The sequence below is a fragment of the Streptomyces sp. NPDC003247 genome (genome assembly GCF_042888135.1).
GTDB lineage: Bacteria > Actinomycetota > Actinomycetes > Streptomycetales > Streptomycetaceae > Streptomyces.
Genome location: NZ_JBIAPF010000009.1, coordinates 18,084 through 34,764, shown reverse-complemented (window position 1 = coordinate 34,764; position 16,681 = coordinate 18,084). Strand labels below are relative to the sequence as shown.

The following is a 16,681-nucleotide window of genomic DNA, read 5'->3' as shown; positions in this document are numbered from 1 at the left end:
CGTTGTACCGTTCGTGATGCCCTGTCCCACACGGCCGACGGGGCCATCGATCCCGTACCGGCGGGTGAACCGGCTACACACATGTACGTGGGGACTCTGTCCTTCGACCTGCTCCTCGGCGACGTCCGGTCGCTGAAGGAGAAGCGCTCCGTCGTCCGCCCCATCGTCGCCGAGCTCCAGCGCAAGTACGCGGTGAGCGCGGCCGAGGTGGACCACCAGGACCTGCACCGCCGGGCGGTCATCGGCCTGGCCATGGTGTCCGGCGACGCGGAGCACCTGACCGACGTACTGGACCGGTGCGAACGGCTGGTCGCCGGCCGCCCCGAAGTGGAGCTGCTGTCGGTCAGGCGCCGCTTCCACGGCGAAGACGACTGACCGACCAGACCAGAGAACGCAAGCAGAAGAAAGAACGGGAGACGGACCAGTGGCCGACAACGCGCGCGCCAAGAGGCTGGCGGACCTCATCCGAGAGGTGGTGGCCCAGAAGCTGCAGCGAGGGATCAAGGACCCGCGGCTCGGTTCCCACGTCACCATCACGGACACCCGGGTCACGGGTGACCTCAGGGAGGCGACCGTCTTCTACACCGTGTACGGGGACGACGAGGACCGGAAGGCCGCCGCCGCCGGCCTGGAGAGCGCCAAGGGCATCCTGCGCTCGGAGGTCGGCCGCGCGGCCGGGGTGAAGTTCACGCCGACGCTGTCCTTCGTCGCCGACGCCCTGCCGGACAACGCCCGCACCATCGACGACCTCCTCGACAAGGCGCGCGCCGCCGACGAGAAGGTGCGCGAGGCGTCCGCGGGTGCCGCGTACGCCGCCGGCGCCGACCCGTACCGCAAGCCCGGTGACGACGAGACGGACGACACCGCCGAATGAACCGGAAGCACACCGCGCCCGACGGCCTCGTCATCGTCGACAAGCCGTCGGGCTTCACCTCGCACGACGTCGTGGCCAAGATGCGGGGCATCGCCAGGACCCGCCGCGTCGGGCACGCCGGCACCCTCGACCCGATGGCGACGGGCGTCCTCGTCCTCGGCATGGAGAAGGCGACCAAGCTCCTCGGGCACCTCGCCCTCACCGAGAAGGAGTACCTGGGGACCGTCCGGCTCGGCCAGAACACCGTGACGGACGACGCCGAGGGGGAGATCACCTCCTCCACCGACGCCTCCGCGATCACCCGGGACGCCGTCGACGCCGGCATCGCCAAGCTGACCGGCGACATCATGCAGGTGCCGTCCAAGGTCAGCGCCATCAAGATCGACGGGGTGCGCTCCTACAAGCGGGCCCGCGACGGCGAGGAGTTCGAGATCCCCGCCCGGCCGGTCACCATCTCCTCCTTCACGGTGTACGACGTCCGCGACGCCGTCGCCGAGGACGGCACCCCGGTGCTGGACCTGATCGTCTCGGTGGTCTGCTCGTCCGGCACCTACATCCGGGCCCTCGCCCGCGACCTGGGCGCCGACCTCGGCGTCGGCGGCCACCTCACCGCCCTGCGCCGCACCCGCGTCGGCCCGTACAAGCTGGACGCGGCCCGCACCCTGGACCAGCTCCAGGAGGAGCTGACGGTGATGCCGATCGCGGAGGCCGCCGCGGCTGCGTTCCCCCGCTGGGACGTGGACGCACGGCGTGCCCGGCTGCTCACCAACGGCGTGCGGCTGGAGATGCCCGACGAGTACGCCGGCTCCGGCCCGGTGGCCGTCTTCGACCCCGAGGGACGGTTCCTGGCACTGGTCGAGGAGCAGAAGGGCAAGGCGAAGAGCCTCGCCGTCCTCGGCTGAGTCACCGCCTGAGTCACCGCCGGTTCCGCCCGTGGAGCGGCGGGCACGGGGTCCTGCCTCCGCCGCCGCTCCACGGTCCCCCCTCGGTTCCCCCACCCCTAGGGTGTGTCCGACGGCCCTCGTTCATTCACCCGTCCGGGCAGGCGCTCGGAGTGAACCCGGGGGGTGTCAGGGGGCGCGTTCGTTCCGCCGTCCGCCCGGGCGATCACCCCGTGCCTACCGTCGAACGGACACGCACGTGCGGTGGGAGGTACGACGATGGCGGAAAGGGACCCGCGAACCGACGACGGCCGTCATCTTTCCCCCGGTTCCCCCGGTTCCCCCGGTTCCGCCGGTTCCGCCGGTTTTCCCGGTCTTGCCCCGCATCCGGGGTATCCGGCCGGTCCCGCGCACCCCGCCGCGCAGGTCCTCGACGCCTCCCTCGTCACCCTCCACGACCCGGCCGGCCGGCCGCGCGGTTCCGGCTTCGTCGCCGACCACCACGGCACGGTCGTCACCAGCCATGAGGCCGTCGACGGTCTCCACCGTCTCGTCCTGCACGTCGTCGGTGACCGAGGGGATCCGGGGAGCCCAGGGAGCCCGGGGGGCCCGGTGGATCGGGGAGGCCAAGGGGATCTGCAAGGGGACGTGAGTGACCGCGGTGACTTGAGCGGCTGTGGTTGTGGCGGTGGCGGTGGCGATGGTGGTGGCGATGGTTGTGGGGGTGGCGGTCGCTGTGGTTGTGGCCGTGGTCGTGTGGTCACCGCCGACGCCGTCACCCCGCTGCCGGAGCTCGGTCTGGCCCTCGTCCGCACCGAGGGCCTCGTGGCCGACCCCCTGCCGGTCACCGTGCGGGACGGCGTCGCGACGGGCGCCCACGTCCGGCTGGCCGCCGGCTGCTGGCGCGAGGCGCGGGTGCTCGCCGCGACGCCCGTGACGTACACGGCCACGAACCGGTGCCACTCCCTCGACACCGCCCTGGACCTCGCGATCGGCACGGCGGGCCGGGACGCGCTGCGGCCCGGCGGGGGAGCCACCGGCGGACCGGTGCTCGACGCCGCGACCGGGGCCGTCGTCGCCGTCCTGGGCACCGCCCTGCGCTCCGACGGGCACGGCGCGGCCTTCGCCGTGCCGCTGCGCCCGGCCCCGCCCGACGGCCCGCTCGCCGCGCTCCTCGCCCGCAACGCGGCGACGGTCCCCGCCTACGGCGCCGACCTCAACCTGGCCGGCGTCCTGGAACTCACCGCCACCTCGGTCGGCTCGGACGGCCCGCCCGCCGACCCCGCCGGACCGCCGGTCGAACGCGCGCTGCCGGCCCGGGAGTTCGCCGCGTTCACCACGAGCCCGGCGGCCGTCCTCGGCCTCGTCGGCGCCCCGGGCAGCGGCCGTACGACCGAACTCGCCGCGCTCGCCGCACGCCGCGGCCGGGGCACGGAACCGGCGCCCACCCTGTGGCTGCGCGGCGCGGACCTCCGGGACGACGACGGCTCGGTCGCCGACGCGGCCCGCCGGGCACTGCACCGCGCGGCCCGGATCGTGGCCGCGTCCCGCCCCGGCCTGGACCCCGGCGACCTCACACCGGAGCGGGTCGCCCATCTCGCCGACGCGGCCGGACGCCCCCTGCTGCTCCTGCTCGACGGCCCCGAGGAGATGCCTCCGCTCCTGGCCCACCGGCTGGGCGAGTGGACCGCCGGGACGGTGGCGTGGCTGCGGGAGACGGGGACACGGCTCGTGGTGGCCTGCCGGGCCGAGCACTGGGAACAGGCCGGCGCGTACTTCCCGCCCGAGACGCTGTACGGCCGTACGAACCGGGCGTTCCCGCCCCGTGTCCCGCTCGGCGACCTCACCCCGGAGGAGGCCCGCGAGGCCCGCGCCCGGTACGGCGTCCCCGACACCGCGCTCCACCCCGCGGAGGCCCGGCACCCCCTCACCCTCCGCCTCTGCGCGGAACTCCGCGCCGCCCTGCCCGACGCCGACGCCCCCGGCACCCCCCTCGGCCGCGACGACGTCCTCGCCGCCCACCTCGACCTGATGTGCCTGCGCGTCGCGGTCCGGCTGGCCGCGGAGAACGGCCTGCGCGGCACCGCCGTACGCCGGCTCGCGGCGAAGGTGTCCGGTCAGGTCCACGAGGCCGCCCGGCGCTGTCTCGGCCCGGGAGAGGGGCAACTGGACCGGGCCTCCTTCGAGGCGGTGTTCCCGTGGGGGCCCGCCCCGGCCCGGCTCGGCGGCGGCACCGGCTGGGCGTCGGCGGTCCTCGCCGAGGGCCTCCTGGTACCGGCGGGCAGCGGCTACCGCTTCGCCCACGAGGAGCTCGCCGACTGGATCCAGGGCGTCCACCTCGACCTCGACGGGGCCCTGCGCGCCCTGGTCCACCGCCACCGCACCCCGGACGGCGTCCCCGCGCTGCCCGTCCCACGTCACAGCGAACCGGACGGCACCCGCGCGTCGCCCGTCCCGCGGCATGGCCATCTGGACGGCGTCCCCGTGCTGCCTGTTCCGCGCCATGGCCATCCGGACGGCATCCGCGCCTGGCCCGTCCCGCACCACCGCATCGGCCCCGTCGTCCAGGCACTGCTGCTCGTCGCCCGCCAGCACGGCACACCGCGACTCTCCCACCACCTCCGCGAGGTGGCGGACGCCCTCGAAGCCGACCCGGACGAGTGGTGGGCCGCCCGGCTGCTCGGCGAGACCCTGCTGCGCGTCCCGGACGCCACACCGTACGCCGACGTCCTGCGGCTGCTGGCCGACCGGCTCGCGGCCCGGCGCGGCCGGCCCGGCGGCCCCGCCGGGTTCGGCCCCGACTTCTGGACCGCCCTGCCCCTGCCGGACCGGACCCGGCTGGACCTGCTGCGCCGCCTGGTCCTCGCCGACGCCGCCCCGCACGCCGCGGACCGGCCCCGTTACCTCGATGCCGTCGCCGGCCTGCTCACCGCCGACCCCGCCGCCGTACAGCCGTTGCTCACCCGCTGGTTCGACGACGAGCGGCCGCTGCCCGCGACACCGCACGCCACCGTCGCGACGGCCGCGCAGGCACTGCTGCACACGCACCGGCACCGGGCCCCGGACGACCTCACGGACGCCCTGGTGGACTCCGCGCACCCGCGTGCCGACGAACTGCTCGCGGTGCTCGCGGAGGAGGAACCGTCCGCGCTGTGCCGGGCCGTGGACCGCTGGGCCCACGACGAGCGACCGGCCCGGCGGGCCGCGGCGGTGGCCTGCGCCCTGCGCGCCGCGCCCCACGTCCGCACCGCGGCCGACCGGGCGCTGCTACGGTACGCGGCCCTCGCCCTGCTGGCCCGCCCCGCCGACCGCACCCTGCACGGCGGCGCGGTCGCCCTCCTCGTACGGGACCCGCAGACCCGGGCCCGGCACCTGCCGCCGGCGCTGGAACGGTTCGCGTCGGGCGACCCGTGGCTGCCGCCGAGCGCCCTGCTCACCGCCCTGACCACCCACCCCGAGCCGGTCCTGGACGCCGTCCGCGCCCGTCTGCGCGGCCCGCACCCGGAACCGGGCCGCCTGCTGGGCGCGCTCGTCGACACGGCCACGCCCGACCTGGCCGGCCGGATCGTGGCCCTCGTCCGGGAGACCGTGGAGCACCGGCCGGAGACCGCGGGCGAGGTGGCCGCGTCCGTCGACCGGCGCCTCGACCGGGGGCCGGCCGCCCGCGCCGTCCTGCTCCCCCTGGTCACGGGGCTGCTGGAGAGCGGCCCCGAACCGATGCGGGCCGCCCTGGCCACCGTCCTGGCCGCTCCCGGCGGGGCCCCGGAGTCCGGCTCCCTCCGCCGTGAGCTGCTGGAGCACCTCCTCGCGCACGAGCACGACCCCGCCGTCCTGGACGCCGTCCTGCACGCGGCCGCCGCCCGGCGCGGCGACGCCCTGCGCGCCCTCGTCCACCGCACCGGCCTCCTCCTCGTCCGCACCCCGGACGGCGCGACCCGCTTCGACCGCGGCCTGGTCGAGCTGGGCCGCCACGTCCCCGGCTTCGCCGCGCAGGTGGCGGGCTGGCTCGCCGAGGCCCCCGCGGAGTGGGCGCCGCTGATCGGCCCGGGCGCCCGCCGCACGATCGATGACCTGGCGGGTACCGCCGGGGTCCTGGCCTGAGCCTCCCGGCGTGACCGCCGCGGCGGCACGGCTGGGGGCGGCCACAGGTGGAGCAGACGCCGGGGCGGGACGTGGGCCGGATCACAGGCCCCATGCCGATGCGGGCCGACAAGACCCGGCATGGCACCCTTAGAGCTGCGTAAGCGGTCAACGGAAAACGCGGTCAACGGTAAACACGGACACGGGTTCGAGGAGCGGTCACAGTGCAGCGCTGGCGTGGCTTGGAGGACATCCCCCAGGACTGGGGGCGCAGCGTCGTCACCATCGGTTCCTACGACGGGGTGCACCGCGGCCACCAGCTGATCATCCAGCACGCCGTGGACCGCGCCCGTGAGCTGGGCGTGCCCACCGTCGTCGTCACCTTCGACCCGCACCCCAGCGAGGTGGTCCGCCCCGGCAGCCACCCGCCGCTGCTCGCCCCGCACCACCGCCGCGCCGAGCTGATGGCCGAGCTGGGCGTGGACGCGGTCCTGATCCTGCCGTTCACGACCGAGTTCTCGAAGCTGTCCCCGGCCGAGTTCGTCGTCAAGGTCCTGGTCGACAAGCTGCACGCCAGGACGGTCGTCGAGGGCCCCAACTTCCGCTTCGGCCACAAGGCCGCCGGCAACGTGGACTTCCTGGCCGAACAGGGCGAGATCTACGACTTCGAGATCGAGGTCGTCGAGCTGCGCCTGACCGGCGAGGCGGGTGGCGGCGAGCCGTTCTCCTCGACCCTGACCCGGCGCCTGGTCGCCGAGGGCGACGTCGAGGGCGCCACCGAGATCCTGGGCCGCCCGCACCGCGTCGAGGGCGTGGTCGTACGCGGTGCCCAGCGCGGCCGGGAACTCGGCTTCCCCACCGCCAACGTGGAGACGCTCCCGCACACCGCTATCCCCGCCGACGGCGTCTACGCCGGCTGGCTGCACGCGGACGGCGAGGCGATGCCGGCCGCCATCTCCGTCGGCACCAACCCGCAGTTCGACGGCACCGAGCGCACGGTGGAGGCGTACGCCATCGACCGCGTCGGCCTCGACCTCTACGGCCTCCATGTCGCCGTCGACTTCCTCGCCTTCGTCCGCGGTCAGGCCAGGTTCGACACGCTCGAGGCGCTGCTGGACCAGATGGCGCAGGACGTCAAACGCTGCCGGGAGCTGATCGCGGCGGCGGAGTAACCCCCGCGGCCCACCATCACGAAGGGGCGGCCGGTGTCCTGGGACACCGGCCGCCCCTTTCGCTCGCGGCTACTTCTCCTGCTCCCGCTACTGCTGCGGGGGCGGGGGAGGGGCCTGCCCCTCGGCGCCCTGCGGGTGCTGTGGCTGCGGTGGCTGCTGCGGGTATCCGGCGGGCGGTTGACCGTACTGCGGGTACGGCTGGCCGGGCTGCGCGTACGGCTGGCCGGGCTGCGGCGGGTAGGGCCCGCCCTGCTGCGGCACCTGCGGGTACGGCTGGCCCTGCGGATAGGGCTGGCCCTGCGGGTGCGGCTGCGGTGGGTACGGCTGGCCGGGCTGCTGCGGGTACGGCTGGCCGGGCTGTTGCGGGTAGGGCTGCTCCGCCTGGGGCGGGTACGGCTGCTCGGCCTGGGGCGGGTAGGGCTGGCCCGGCATGGGCTGGCCGGGCATCGGCGGGGCGGCGACCGGCGGCGGGTTGCCGTCGCTGGTCCACAGACCGTGCATCTGCTGGTGCCGGACGAAGTCCTCCGCCACCATCGCCGCGAGGTTGAAGTACGCCTCCCGCACCTTGGGCCGCATCATGTCGAGGTCGACCTCGGCACCGGCCGCGAGATGCTCGTCGAACGGAACGACGACGACGCCCCGGCACCGCGTCTCGAAGTGGCTGACGATGTCCTCCACCTTGATCATCTTGCCGGTCTCGCGGACACCCGAGATGACCGTGATGGACCGCGAGACGAGCTCGGCGTACCCGTGCGCGGACAGCCAGTCCAGCGTGGTGCTGGCGCTGCTCGCGCCGTCGACGGAAGGGGTCGAGATGATGATGAGCTGGTCGGCGAGGTCGAGCACCCCGCGCATCGCGCTGTAGAGCAGACCCGTGCCCGAGTCGGTCAGGATGACCGGGTACTGCTTGCCGAGCACGTCGATCGCGCGCCGGTAGTCCTCGTCGTTGAACGTCGTCGAGACGGCCGGGTCCACGTCGTTGGCGATGATCTCCAGCCCGGAGGGGGCCTGGGAGGTGAACCGCCGGATGTCCATGTACGAGTTGAGGTAAGGGATCGCCTGGACCAGGTCACGGATGGTGGCCCCGGTCTCCCGCCGCACACGGCGGCCGAGGGTGCCCGCGTCCGGGTTGGCGTCGATCGCGAGGATCTTGTCCTGCCGCTCGGTGGCCAGCGTGGAGCCGAGCGCGGTGGTCGTGGTCGTCTTGCCGACGCCGCCCTTGAGGCTGATGACGGCGATGCGGTAGCACGACAGCACGGGCGTGCGGATGAGCTCCAGCTTCCGCTGCCGCTCGGCCTCTTCCTTCTTGCCACCGAGCTTGAACCGGCCGCCGCCGGCCGCCGGGCGACTGCTCTTCGCCTTCTGCCTCTTGTTGTTGAGCAGCCGGTCGGAGGACAGCTCCACGGCCGCCGTGTAACCCAGCGGGGCGGCACCCGGGTTGACCGGCTGCCGCTGGTCGTGCTGGATCGGCTGCGGCCAGGCGGCTCCGGTACGGGGGTCCATCGGGGGCTGCGGGACGTGGGGGTCCTGGGGCGCCTGTGCCTGTGCCTGCGGCTGTGCCTGCGGTTGCGGGGAGGCCTGTGGTGGCTGGGGGACATGAGGTGCCCCAGGTCCCTGCGGGGGCTGACCGGCGAAGCCCTGGGGTGCTCCTGGAGGCGTTCCGTGGGGAGCGCCGGTGGGGGTGGTCCGCCCGTCGGCCTGCTGCGGGATCCCGGCGTGCGGCTGGGGTCCCGGGGGCACCTGGGCGGCCGGGGGCTGCGGGAAGCCGTAACTACCGGGCGCGGCCGGGGGCGTGGGCGCGGGACCGGCGGAGGGCTGGGGGAAGCCGTAGCCGGGCTGGGCGTTGGGGGTGGGGGGTAGGGGGAAGCCGTAGCCGGGCTGAGTGTTGGGGGCGGGGGGCTGCGGGAAGCCGTACCCGGGCTGGGCGTTGGGAGCAGGGGGCTGCGGGAAGCCGTAGCCCGGCTGGGCGTCGGGGGCAGGTGCCGGGTTCGGGACCTGCGGTTGCTGCTGAGCGGTAGGTGCCGGGGCCGGAGGCTGGGGGAAGCCGTATCCGGGCTGTGGGGCGGGCGCGGGCGCGGCCGGGCCCCAGGCGGGCGGCGCGGGCGGCTGCTGGGCCGCCGCGGGCGCGGACGGGTCCGTCTGCTGGGGCTGGGGCTGTGCCTGCGGGTCCGGCTGGGCCTGCGGGTCCGGCTGGGCCGGCCACTGGGCCGCAGGGGCGGGCGCGGCCGGCTGGTACGACGGCGGCAGCGGCGGCACCTCGCTCTGCGGGGCCTGCGGAACGGTCCAGGCGGGCGGTGCCGGCGGTACGGCGGCCTGAGCCTGCGCCTCCTCCGTCGCCTCGGCTTCCTCCGCCTCCTCGGACGGCAACTCGTCCTCGGAGCCCGGCTCTGCCACAGCGGGCTCCTGCGGCTCCTGCGGCCCGGCGGCGGACACCGCGGCGTCCGAGCCGTCGGCGTCTCCGGCCTCGCTCTCAGTCTCCGCGGCCACCGAGGTCTCATTCGACGCGTCGGGCTCGTCGGCGGAGACGGAGACCTCCGCTTCCGCGTCCGAGGGCTCCGCGCCATCCGCGAAGGCGTGGTCGGCCGCACCGTCTTCGGATGCCCCGGCAGCCTCCGCCGAGGGCCCGGAGCTGTGGGCGGCTTCGGAGTTCTGGGCGGCTTCGGAGGCGGCATCGCCGTCCGCCGTGTCCGGCGCCGATTGGGCCGCCGCCCGCTCCGCGATCTGATGCCTGAGCGCGACCGGCGAGAAGCGCATGGTGGCACCGCTCTCGAGATCCCCGGTGGAGGTGTCGTCCTCCTCGGCGGCCGACGCACCCGTGGCGTCGCCCTGACGGGGGAAGCCCGCGCTCGGCACCGGCTGCACCGGCGCCTGCGGCTGCGGTTCGAATCCGCTGCCCTCCGGCAGCCTCGGCACGGCGCCGTGCCCTGCGGGAGGCGCGGGGTGCACGGGAGGCGCAGGGGGCGCGGGCGGAGTGAAAGGCGCCCCCGCAACAGGTGCCGGGGGCGGCGGGAACGGCGCCCCCGGTACAGCCGGAGGAGGCGGCGCGAACGGCCCACCAGGCGTCATGTTCGCCTGGACAGGCGAACCCGCCCCCGGAACCGGACCCCCGACCAGGAAATCACCCCCCGGAGCACCCGGAGCACCCGGAGCACCCGGAGCACCCGGAGCACCCGGAGCACCCGGAGCACCCGGAGCACCCGGGCCCGCCGCCGGACCGGCCCCCGGACCCGGAGCCGTACCCCAACCGGGACCCGCTTCCGATCCGCCTCCCGAAGAGTCTCCCGATCCGTCCCCCGCACCGGTGGCGGGCCCCGCATCGGTGTCGGACCCCGACCCGGTGTCGGAACCCGATCCCGACCCTCCGGCGTTCTGCGTGTACCAAGCCGGCGGCGCGTAGTCGATGGTGAACTCGCCCGTCATCTCGATGGAGGAATCCGCGTCGGGCTGGTCATCGCCGGGTGTGGCCCAGCCCCCGCGCATCCCGTCCCGATCGCTGCTCACAATTCCTCCTGGTGTGGTCGAGCACCCTCATGCCGTGCCGGGGCGACCGAGTTGCTTGTCGTCCGAAGTGGTTCGAGGCCGGCCGAGTTGTCCGAGGCAGGTCGTCCGACGCACAGGCCCTCCCCGGGTCGCCGACACCCGCCCCACGGCTTCCGGTGCCGCGCCCCGCACCAGCCTAATCATCAGGTGCCCCGTCTCGGCAGGCCCGCCCGTCCCTCAGTACCAGTCCATCACGTCCACCACGGCCCGACGCAAGCCACCTGCCCAGGACCACGGGCCGAGCGGAGAACCGCCGCCCGCAGAGCGGCAAACCGCTTCCCCCGAGCGGAAGCCACCCACCCGAGCGGAAGCCGCCCACCCGAAGGGAAGCCGCCCTCCCGAGCGACGAACCGCCGCCCGTCGCCCCTCACCCGCCCACCACCACCTGGCGCGCGGACGCCCCCGCCCCGCCACCAGCGCCCCGCCCGCCTCAGTCCATCCGCCGGGGCCTGCCCAGCAGCCCGATCTCCGCGTCCGTCGGCTGCGTCATCACGTACTGCCGGTCGCGGTCGGTGCACCACAGGGTGAAGCCGTCGACGAGGGTGGGCAGCGCCTCCACGTTCTCCCGGGGCAGCGTCAGGGCGCGGCCCAGTTCGGCGGCTTCGTCCGGCGAGATCCGCTGCACACCGACGAGCCGGGCCTGCCGGATGAGGCGCGGCGCCACCGGGCTGAGGTACGGCAGCAGCGTCAGCACGGCCTGCCAGGGCCCGGACGCCACCCGTCCGCGCGGCGGACGCATACCGCAGTCCCGCACCACCAGTACGGGCGTCCCCGCGGAGGCGCCCTGCGGAGGCACCCGGCCGACCTCGTACACCGCGAGGCCGTTCTGTCCGCCGCCCATGGCGTGCACCATCTGCGCCCAGGCCTGCGGCCGCCCCGTCTCCACGGCGACCCGGGCCCCGGTCGCCGCCGCCCTCAGCGCGAGGACCTGCGCGGTCCACAGACCCCCGATGAGGACGACGTCGTACGGCGTGGGCCGGTTGAGCCCCAGCACGGCGGGCCGTCCCTCGGCGTCGACACCGATGACGACCCCGTCGTCGCCTATGGGCAGCGCGAGCGAGGCCAGTTGCTCCACGGTCGACGAGTGGCGGCCGTGCCGCGGGCCGATGAGGCCGAAGCCGCTGCGCAGCGCCCCTACCGCCCGCCGGCCCGCGGAGGGTTCCGGCCGGCCGGCGGTGGTGGCCGCCCCGGTCGTCATCGCCGTCACCGAACACCTCCGAGGGGCAGAGTGGCCAGGATCCCGGGCACCTGTTCCCGGTCGAGGCGGACCAGGCCCGCGCCGGTGTGCCGGGCCGCGCCCTGCACCGCGCGCCGGGCCGCCACGAGTTCGTCGTCACTGCGGCCCGTCACCCGGATGTGGCCGCTCAGGGACACCTCCTGCCGGTCACCGCGCGCGAGGGCGACGCTGAACGTCGTGGCGAGCGCGGGAACCGACGTGACCAGGGCGACGAACTGCGGCAGGGACGGCGCGTTGCCGCCGCCCAGCGAGGGCCATCGCCGTAGCCAGTACGTCGTGTGCCGGCGGTTGTCGCAGCGCCAGCTCCGGCCGGATTCCTCCGTCCGCCGCTCCACCGCTCCGGTCCGACCGGCCTCCGCCGTGATCAGCGGGTTGGCACAGGCCGACGTGGCGATGGCGGCCGTCAGCTGCTCCTCGTCGAGGAGGGACGCGCGGAACCCGGCCCCGGTGAGCCGGCTCGCGAGGTGGTCGGCGGCCCGCACCACGCACTTCTGGGCGCCGACGAGACCGCCCCCGCGCGCGGCCACCGCCTCCGGACACAGCTCCGGGTCCAGCTTCAACGCGATCCACGTGATGCGTACGGCCGGAGCGCCGGTCTGCTCCTGAAGGGGCGCGTAGTTGGCCACGGCCACGGACTGCGGGGGCAGGTGCAGCGCGGGCGCGGGCTGGGTGTGCAGCACGATCTGTGCGGACTCCAGGCGGATCCCGTCCACGTCCAGCGCGTCGTGCACCAGGGCGAGCGGCAGCGGCTGCCGGTTGCGCTCGGCCCGCAGGGCGGTCGCGTCCGCCTCCACCAGGAGCACGGCGGTGACGAACGAGCCGTCCCCGACGATCCCGACGGGCCGCCGGTCACGGCCGCCGTAGGTGTACGTCCGCAGACTGGGGTCGCACTCCAGGGCCGGTGCGAAGCCCGGTTCGGTCCCGGGCGGTATCTCCAGGGCCGCGGCCACGCGCTGCCGGGCCTTCAACGACCGTGCCGTGGCCAGCCATTCCGGCAGGGAGCGGCCGCGCCGGCGGGCGACGGAGAGCACCACCAGCACGACGGCGACGGCTCCCGCCACCGCGAGACCGACCGGGCCGACCGCCCAGCCGACGAGCAGCACGGCGGCCGCGATCTCCCACAGGACCAGCCGTTGCAGGCGGAATGCCCCGGCCTGCCCCGAACGCGCCCTGAGCTGGGGCACGCCCGCCGCCGACGCCCGCTGAGGTGTGTGCGGCCGGGGCGCCGAAGAGCCCCGCCCCCGTGACCGGCCGGAGCGCTCACGCGTTCCCGAAGCCATCACCCGATCCCCCCGTTTCGCTCACGACTCGTCCGTGTTTCCGCACCGCACCGGGCACTTGACGGCCCGGGAACCCTACCCGCTCCCCAAATCCCCGCGGACACCAGGCATAGTAGGGGGCCGCTCTGACATCGGGGGCGGGGAACTGGCCCCGCGAGTGCGGCCAGGACGGGAAACGGGGAGAGACACAGACAGATGGCATCCCGGCGCGATCAGCTCAATGCCTACACCTTCGCGAAGCGCCGTACACTCGCGGCCTTCCTCCAGTCGTCGACCGACGGTTCGGAGGAGGGGGCGCCGAGACCGCTGCGCGCGGTTCTGCCCAGCGTCATCGTGGGGGTGATCGTGATGGCCGTCTTCGGGGCGTGGGGCATGCTCAAGCCGACCGCGCCGACGGGCTGGGACACCCCCAACGCCAAGGTGATCGTGGCCAGCGATTCGACCACGCGCTACGTCGTGCTCAAGACCGACGGCCAGGTCCAGCTGCACCCGGTCCTCAACATGGCCTCCGCCAAGCTGCTCCTCGACGCGGGGGAGGGCGACGTCGTCACCGTCGCCGAGTCCGTCCTCGACAACGGCGACATCCCGCACGGAGTCACCATCGGCATCCCGTACGCCCCCGACCGGCTGCCCTCGGCGTCCGAGGCGAGCACCGCGAAACGCTGGGTGGTCTGCGAACGCCCGGGCGCGGGCGGCGGCGACTCCGTCCAGAAGGCCGCGCTGGTGCTCTCCACCCGCGACATGAAGGTCACCGACGGCAAGGGCCGCCTCACCGGCGGCCAGCTGCTCTACGTGGCGGACCCCGACGGCAAGCGCTACGTCGTCGACGCGGACGGCAGGGCGTACGCCGTCGACGCGAGCGACGAACTGCTGCTGCGCGCCCTGGTCGGCTCCAACCGGCAGCCGCAGCGGGTGTCCGCGGAGTGGCTGGCGACCCTGCACCAGGGCGACGCCATCACCTTCCCCGCGATCGACGGGCAGCCGGGCGCCGCGGCCGGCGCGCCGGGCCAGCTGGACGACTCGGCCAACAGGGTCGGCATGGTCCTCAAGGCGTTCGACAACAACGCGGAGCAGTACTACGTCGTCCTGCCCGGCCGGGTCGCCCCCGTGTCCGCCTTCGTCGCCCAGCTGCTGCTGTTCAGTGAGGAGCTCGCCGAGCTCGACCAGGCCGGGCAGGCCCGTGAGGTCAGCCCCGGCGCGATCGTTCCGGGCAAGGAGTTCGGCACCGAGCACCGCTGGCCGACCGGGGACCCCACGCCCGTCAACGACGCGTCGACGGCCTCCGGCAGCCGCAGCACGGTCTGCAACGTCCTGCGCGGGGTGAACGCCGACACCGGCGCCACCACCCTGAGCACCTGGGTGGGCACGGACTTCCCGGAGAAACTGCCGGCCGGTTCCTCCAGCGCCTACGTCACACCGGGCTCCGGCCAGCTCTACCGCCAGTTCCAGGGGAAGGCGACCAAGGACGGCCCCGTCTTCCTCGTCACCGACACCGGCCTGCGCTACGTCCTCCAGTCCAACGCCGACAGCGCCACGGACGACGCGGGCATCGGCACGACGGCCAAGGAGCGCGAGCAACTCCAGCAGGAGGCCCAGCAGGCCCAGACGCGCCTCGGCTACAAGGGCGTGGACGCCGCGCCGATCCCCACCGCGTGGTCGGAGTTCCTGCCCACGGGCCCGCGTCTGTCGACGGCCGCGGCACGCCAGCCGCAGGGCTCGTGAGGAGGACACCGACGATGGTGCTGCGCACGGCGCTCGCGGCGGCCGCGAGCCTGCTGACCACGGCCACGGTCCTGGCACCCCCCGCGGCCGCCGCGGACACGTTGCCCTACTCGGACCAGTGCCAGTTCCCCAACGGCCTGTACTCCGGCCGCCCCTGGTCCCTCCAGCGCGTCCTCCTGGAGGAGCTGTGGAGCCAGTCCAAGGGCAAGGGGGTGCGGGTGGCCGTCATCGACACGGGCGTGGACGTGCAGAACCCGCAGCTCACCGATGCGGTCGATGCCGCGAGCGGCCGCAACCTCCTGCCGAAGAACCTCAAGGACGAGGACGGCGAGCCGATCGAGCGCGGCAAGGAGAACGGCACGACGGACACCGTCGGCCACGGCACCAAGGTGGCCGGCATCATCGCCGCCCGCCCCGCCGACGGAACCGGCTTCGTGGGACTGGCCCCCGAGGCGACGATCATCCCGATCCAGCAGAACGACGCGGAGGGCCACGGCACCACCGAGACCCTGGCCACCGCGATCCGTTACGCGATCCAGGCCAAAGCCGCGGTCATCAACATCTCCCAGGACACCTCGAACGCGCTGAAGCCCTCCTCCGACCTGGAGAAGGCGATCGACGAGGCCCTCGCCCAGAAGATCGTCGTGGTGGCGTCGGCCGGCAACGACGGTGTCGGCGGCAACGTCAAGGAGACGTACCCCGCCTCCTACGAGGGCGTCCTGGCGGTCGCCGCCTCCGACCGCAACAACGAACGCGCCTCCTTCTCCCAGTCCGGCGACTTCGTCGGCGTGGCGGCCCCCGGCGTCGACATGATCTCGACGGTCCCCCAGGGCGGCCACTGCTCCGACAACGGTACGAGCTTCTCCGCGCCGTACGTCGCGGGCGTCGCGGCGCTGATCAAGGCGAAGCACCCGGACTGGACCGCCCGCCAGGTCGTGGCCCAGATCGAACAGACCGCGGAGCGCACGATCGCCGGCCACGACCGTCTGGTCGGCTGGGGCGTGGTCGACCCCGTCCGCGCCCTCACCGAGGACGACCACCCCCTGGAGTCCCCCGATCCCCAGGAGGGTCTCACCCGAGCCCAGGCCCCCACCGCCGCGAAGCTCCAGGTGGGCGAGACCGCCGACGAACGCAACGCCCGCCTCGCCATGTACGTGGCCGTGGCGGCGGCGGTGCTCGTTGCGGGACTCGGTGGCACGGCGGTCGCGATCCGGGACGCGCGGCGGCGGGCGCGGAGGGTCGCGGGGGCGGAGTAGAAGCGGCCACGGGCCGAGCGCGGCCCCGGACCGCAGGCCGCCGGACGTGAAGGACCGGTGAAGCTTCGAGCGGCTATAGCACACCTGTCGCATAAGGAAGTTGGGACTGTCGTACCTAGTCATTAGAGTGGTCGTGTTGCAGTCATGAACACTTGAGGAGCGTGAGCTGCTCAGGACAGCAGCGGACAACGGGGAGGGAAAGCTTCGTGCTTGCGGACATGGGGGGCTCCGCCGACGTACGGCGTGGGCTGATGGCGCTCTCGAAGTTCAAGAAGCGGGTGGACGACCTGCTGAAGGCCTTCGAGGATTCGGCTGGAGGGTCGTCGAAGGTCGCGACGCACAGCCTGTCGCAGAGTGCGTTCGGCACGGGCAACTTCCCGGAGGCGAAGACTCTCCACCTGGAGTACGAGCGCGTTCACGAACGCATCACGTCGCTGTCCAAGTCGCTCGGGCTGCAACTGGAGGCGATGTACATCGCCGTCCACGGCGTGGACGTCACCTTCGACAACCTCGAAGAGGACCTGCGGTACCGGTTCCACGAGATCCGCGCCGAGGTCAACCAGGAACGTGACGAGATGCTGCACGAGCAGATCAAGCGTGACAACGACGCCGACCACACCGACGCGGGGTACTGATGAG

General features: G+C 74.2%; 11 protein-coding genes and 1 pseudogene. 9 read left to right on the top strand and 3 right to left on the bottom strand.

Features of this window, described 5'->3' with window-relative positions; translation table 11 throughout:
* The first annotated feature begins 81 nt into the window (after positions 1 to 81).
* The 6 genes and pseudogenes from ACFYWQ_RS28390 (at position 82) to ACFYWQ_RS28365 (ending at position 7,007) form a co-directional block, all read left to right on the top strand.
* Positions 82 to 375: a DUF503 domain-containing protein gene (locus tag ACFYWQ_RS28390; RefSeq protein WP_385075136.1), complete on the top strand. Its 294-nt coding sequence runs from the start codon at positions 82 to 84 to the stop codon at positions 373 to 375.
* A 49-nt stretch (positions 376 to 424) separates the two neighbouring features.
* Positions 425 to 874, top strand: a complete 450-nt coding sequence (gene rbfA / locus ACFYWQ_RS28385) for a 30S ribosome-binding factor RbfA (RefSeq protein ID WP_389520133.1) — start codon at positions 425 to 427, stop codon at positions 872 to 874.
* Positions 871 to 1,776, top strand: coding sequence for a tRNA pseudouridine(55) synthase TruB (gene truB / locus ACFYWQ_RS28380; RefSeq protein ID WP_389520131.1), 906 nt, complete (start codon positions 871 to 873; stop codon positions 1,774 to 1,776). Before rbfA ends, truB begins: the two co-directional genes overlap by 4 nt.
* Before the next feature lie 258 nt (positions 1,777 to 2,034).
* Positions 2,035 to 2,331, top strand: a pseudogene (locus tag ACFYWQ_RS28375) (hypothetical protein); the annotation flags it as partial.
* Between the two features lie 180 nt (positions 2,332 to 2,511).
* A complete protein-coding gene (locus tag ACFYWQ_RS28370; RefSeq protein ID WP_389520565.1) occupies positions 2,512 to 5,856 on the top strand; it encodes a serine protease in 3,345 nt (1,114 codons plus the stop codon).
* Between the two features lie 203 nt (positions 5,857 to 6,059).
* Positions 6,060 to 7,007: a bifunctional riboflavin kinase/FAD synthetase gene (locus tag ACFYWQ_RS28365; RefSeq protein WP_389520130.1), complete on the top strand. Its 948-nt coding sequence runs from the start codon at positions 6,060 to 6,062 to the stop codon at positions 7,005 to 7,007.
* Positions 7,008 to 7,094: 87 nt separating this feature from the next.
* On the opposite strand, the gene ACFYWQ_RS28360 is transcribed toward ACFYWQ_RS28365, so the two are convergent.
* The 3 genes from ACFYWQ_RS28360 to eccE all read right to left on the bottom strand — a co-directional run bounded on the left by ACFYWQ_RS28360 (position 7,095) and on the right by eccE (position 13,064).
* On the bottom strand, positions 7,095 to 10,508 hold the full coding sequence (locus ACFYWQ_RS28360) for an SCO5717 family growth-regulating ATPase (protein WP_389520128.1): 3,414 nt from the start codon (positions 10,506 to 10,508) through the stop codon (positions 7,095 to 7,097).
* A 469-nt stretch (positions 10,509 to 10,977) separates the two neighbouring features.
* Positions 10,978 to 11,745, bottom strand: coding sequence for a hypothetical protein (locus ACFYWQ_RS28355; protein ID WP_389520127.1), 768 nt, complete (start codon positions 11,743 to 11,745; stop codon positions 10,978 to 10,980).
* Positions 11,746 to 11,750: 5 nt separating this feature from the next.
* On the bottom strand, positions 11,751 to 13,064 hold the full coding sequence (gene eccE, locus ACFYWQ_RS28350) for a type VII secretion protein EccE (protein ID WP_389520125.1): 1,314 nt from the start codon (positions 13,062 to 13,064) through the stop codon (positions 11,751 to 11,753).
* Positions 13,065 to 13,259: 195 nt separating this feature from the next.
* On the opposite strand from eccE, the gene eccB reads away from it, so the two are divergent.
* The 3 genes from eccB (at position 13,260) to ACFYWQ_RS28335 (ending at position 16,677) form a co-directional block, all read left to right on the top strand.
* Positions 13,260 to 14,786: a type VII secretion protein EccB gene (gene eccB, locus ACFYWQ_RS28345; protein WP_389520124.1), complete on the top strand. Its 1,527-nt coding sequence runs from the start codon at positions 13,260 to 13,262 to the stop codon at positions 14,784 to 14,786.
* Positions 14,787 to 14,800: 14 nt separating this feature from the next.
* Entirely contained in the window at positions 14,801 to 16,042 is a 1,242-nt protein-coding gene (gene mycP, locus ACFYWQ_RS28340) for a type VII secretion-associated serine protease mycosin (RefSeq protein ID WP_389520122.1), read from the top strand.
* A gap of 206 nt (positions 16,043 to 16,248) precedes the next feature.
* Complete coding sequence (locus ACFYWQ_RS28335; RefSeq protein WP_389520120.1) at positions 16,249 to 16,677, top strand: hypothetical protein; 429 nt, start codon at positions 16,249 to 16,251, stop codon at positions 16,675 to 16,677.
* Positions 16,678 to 16,681 lie beyond the last annotated feature (4 nt).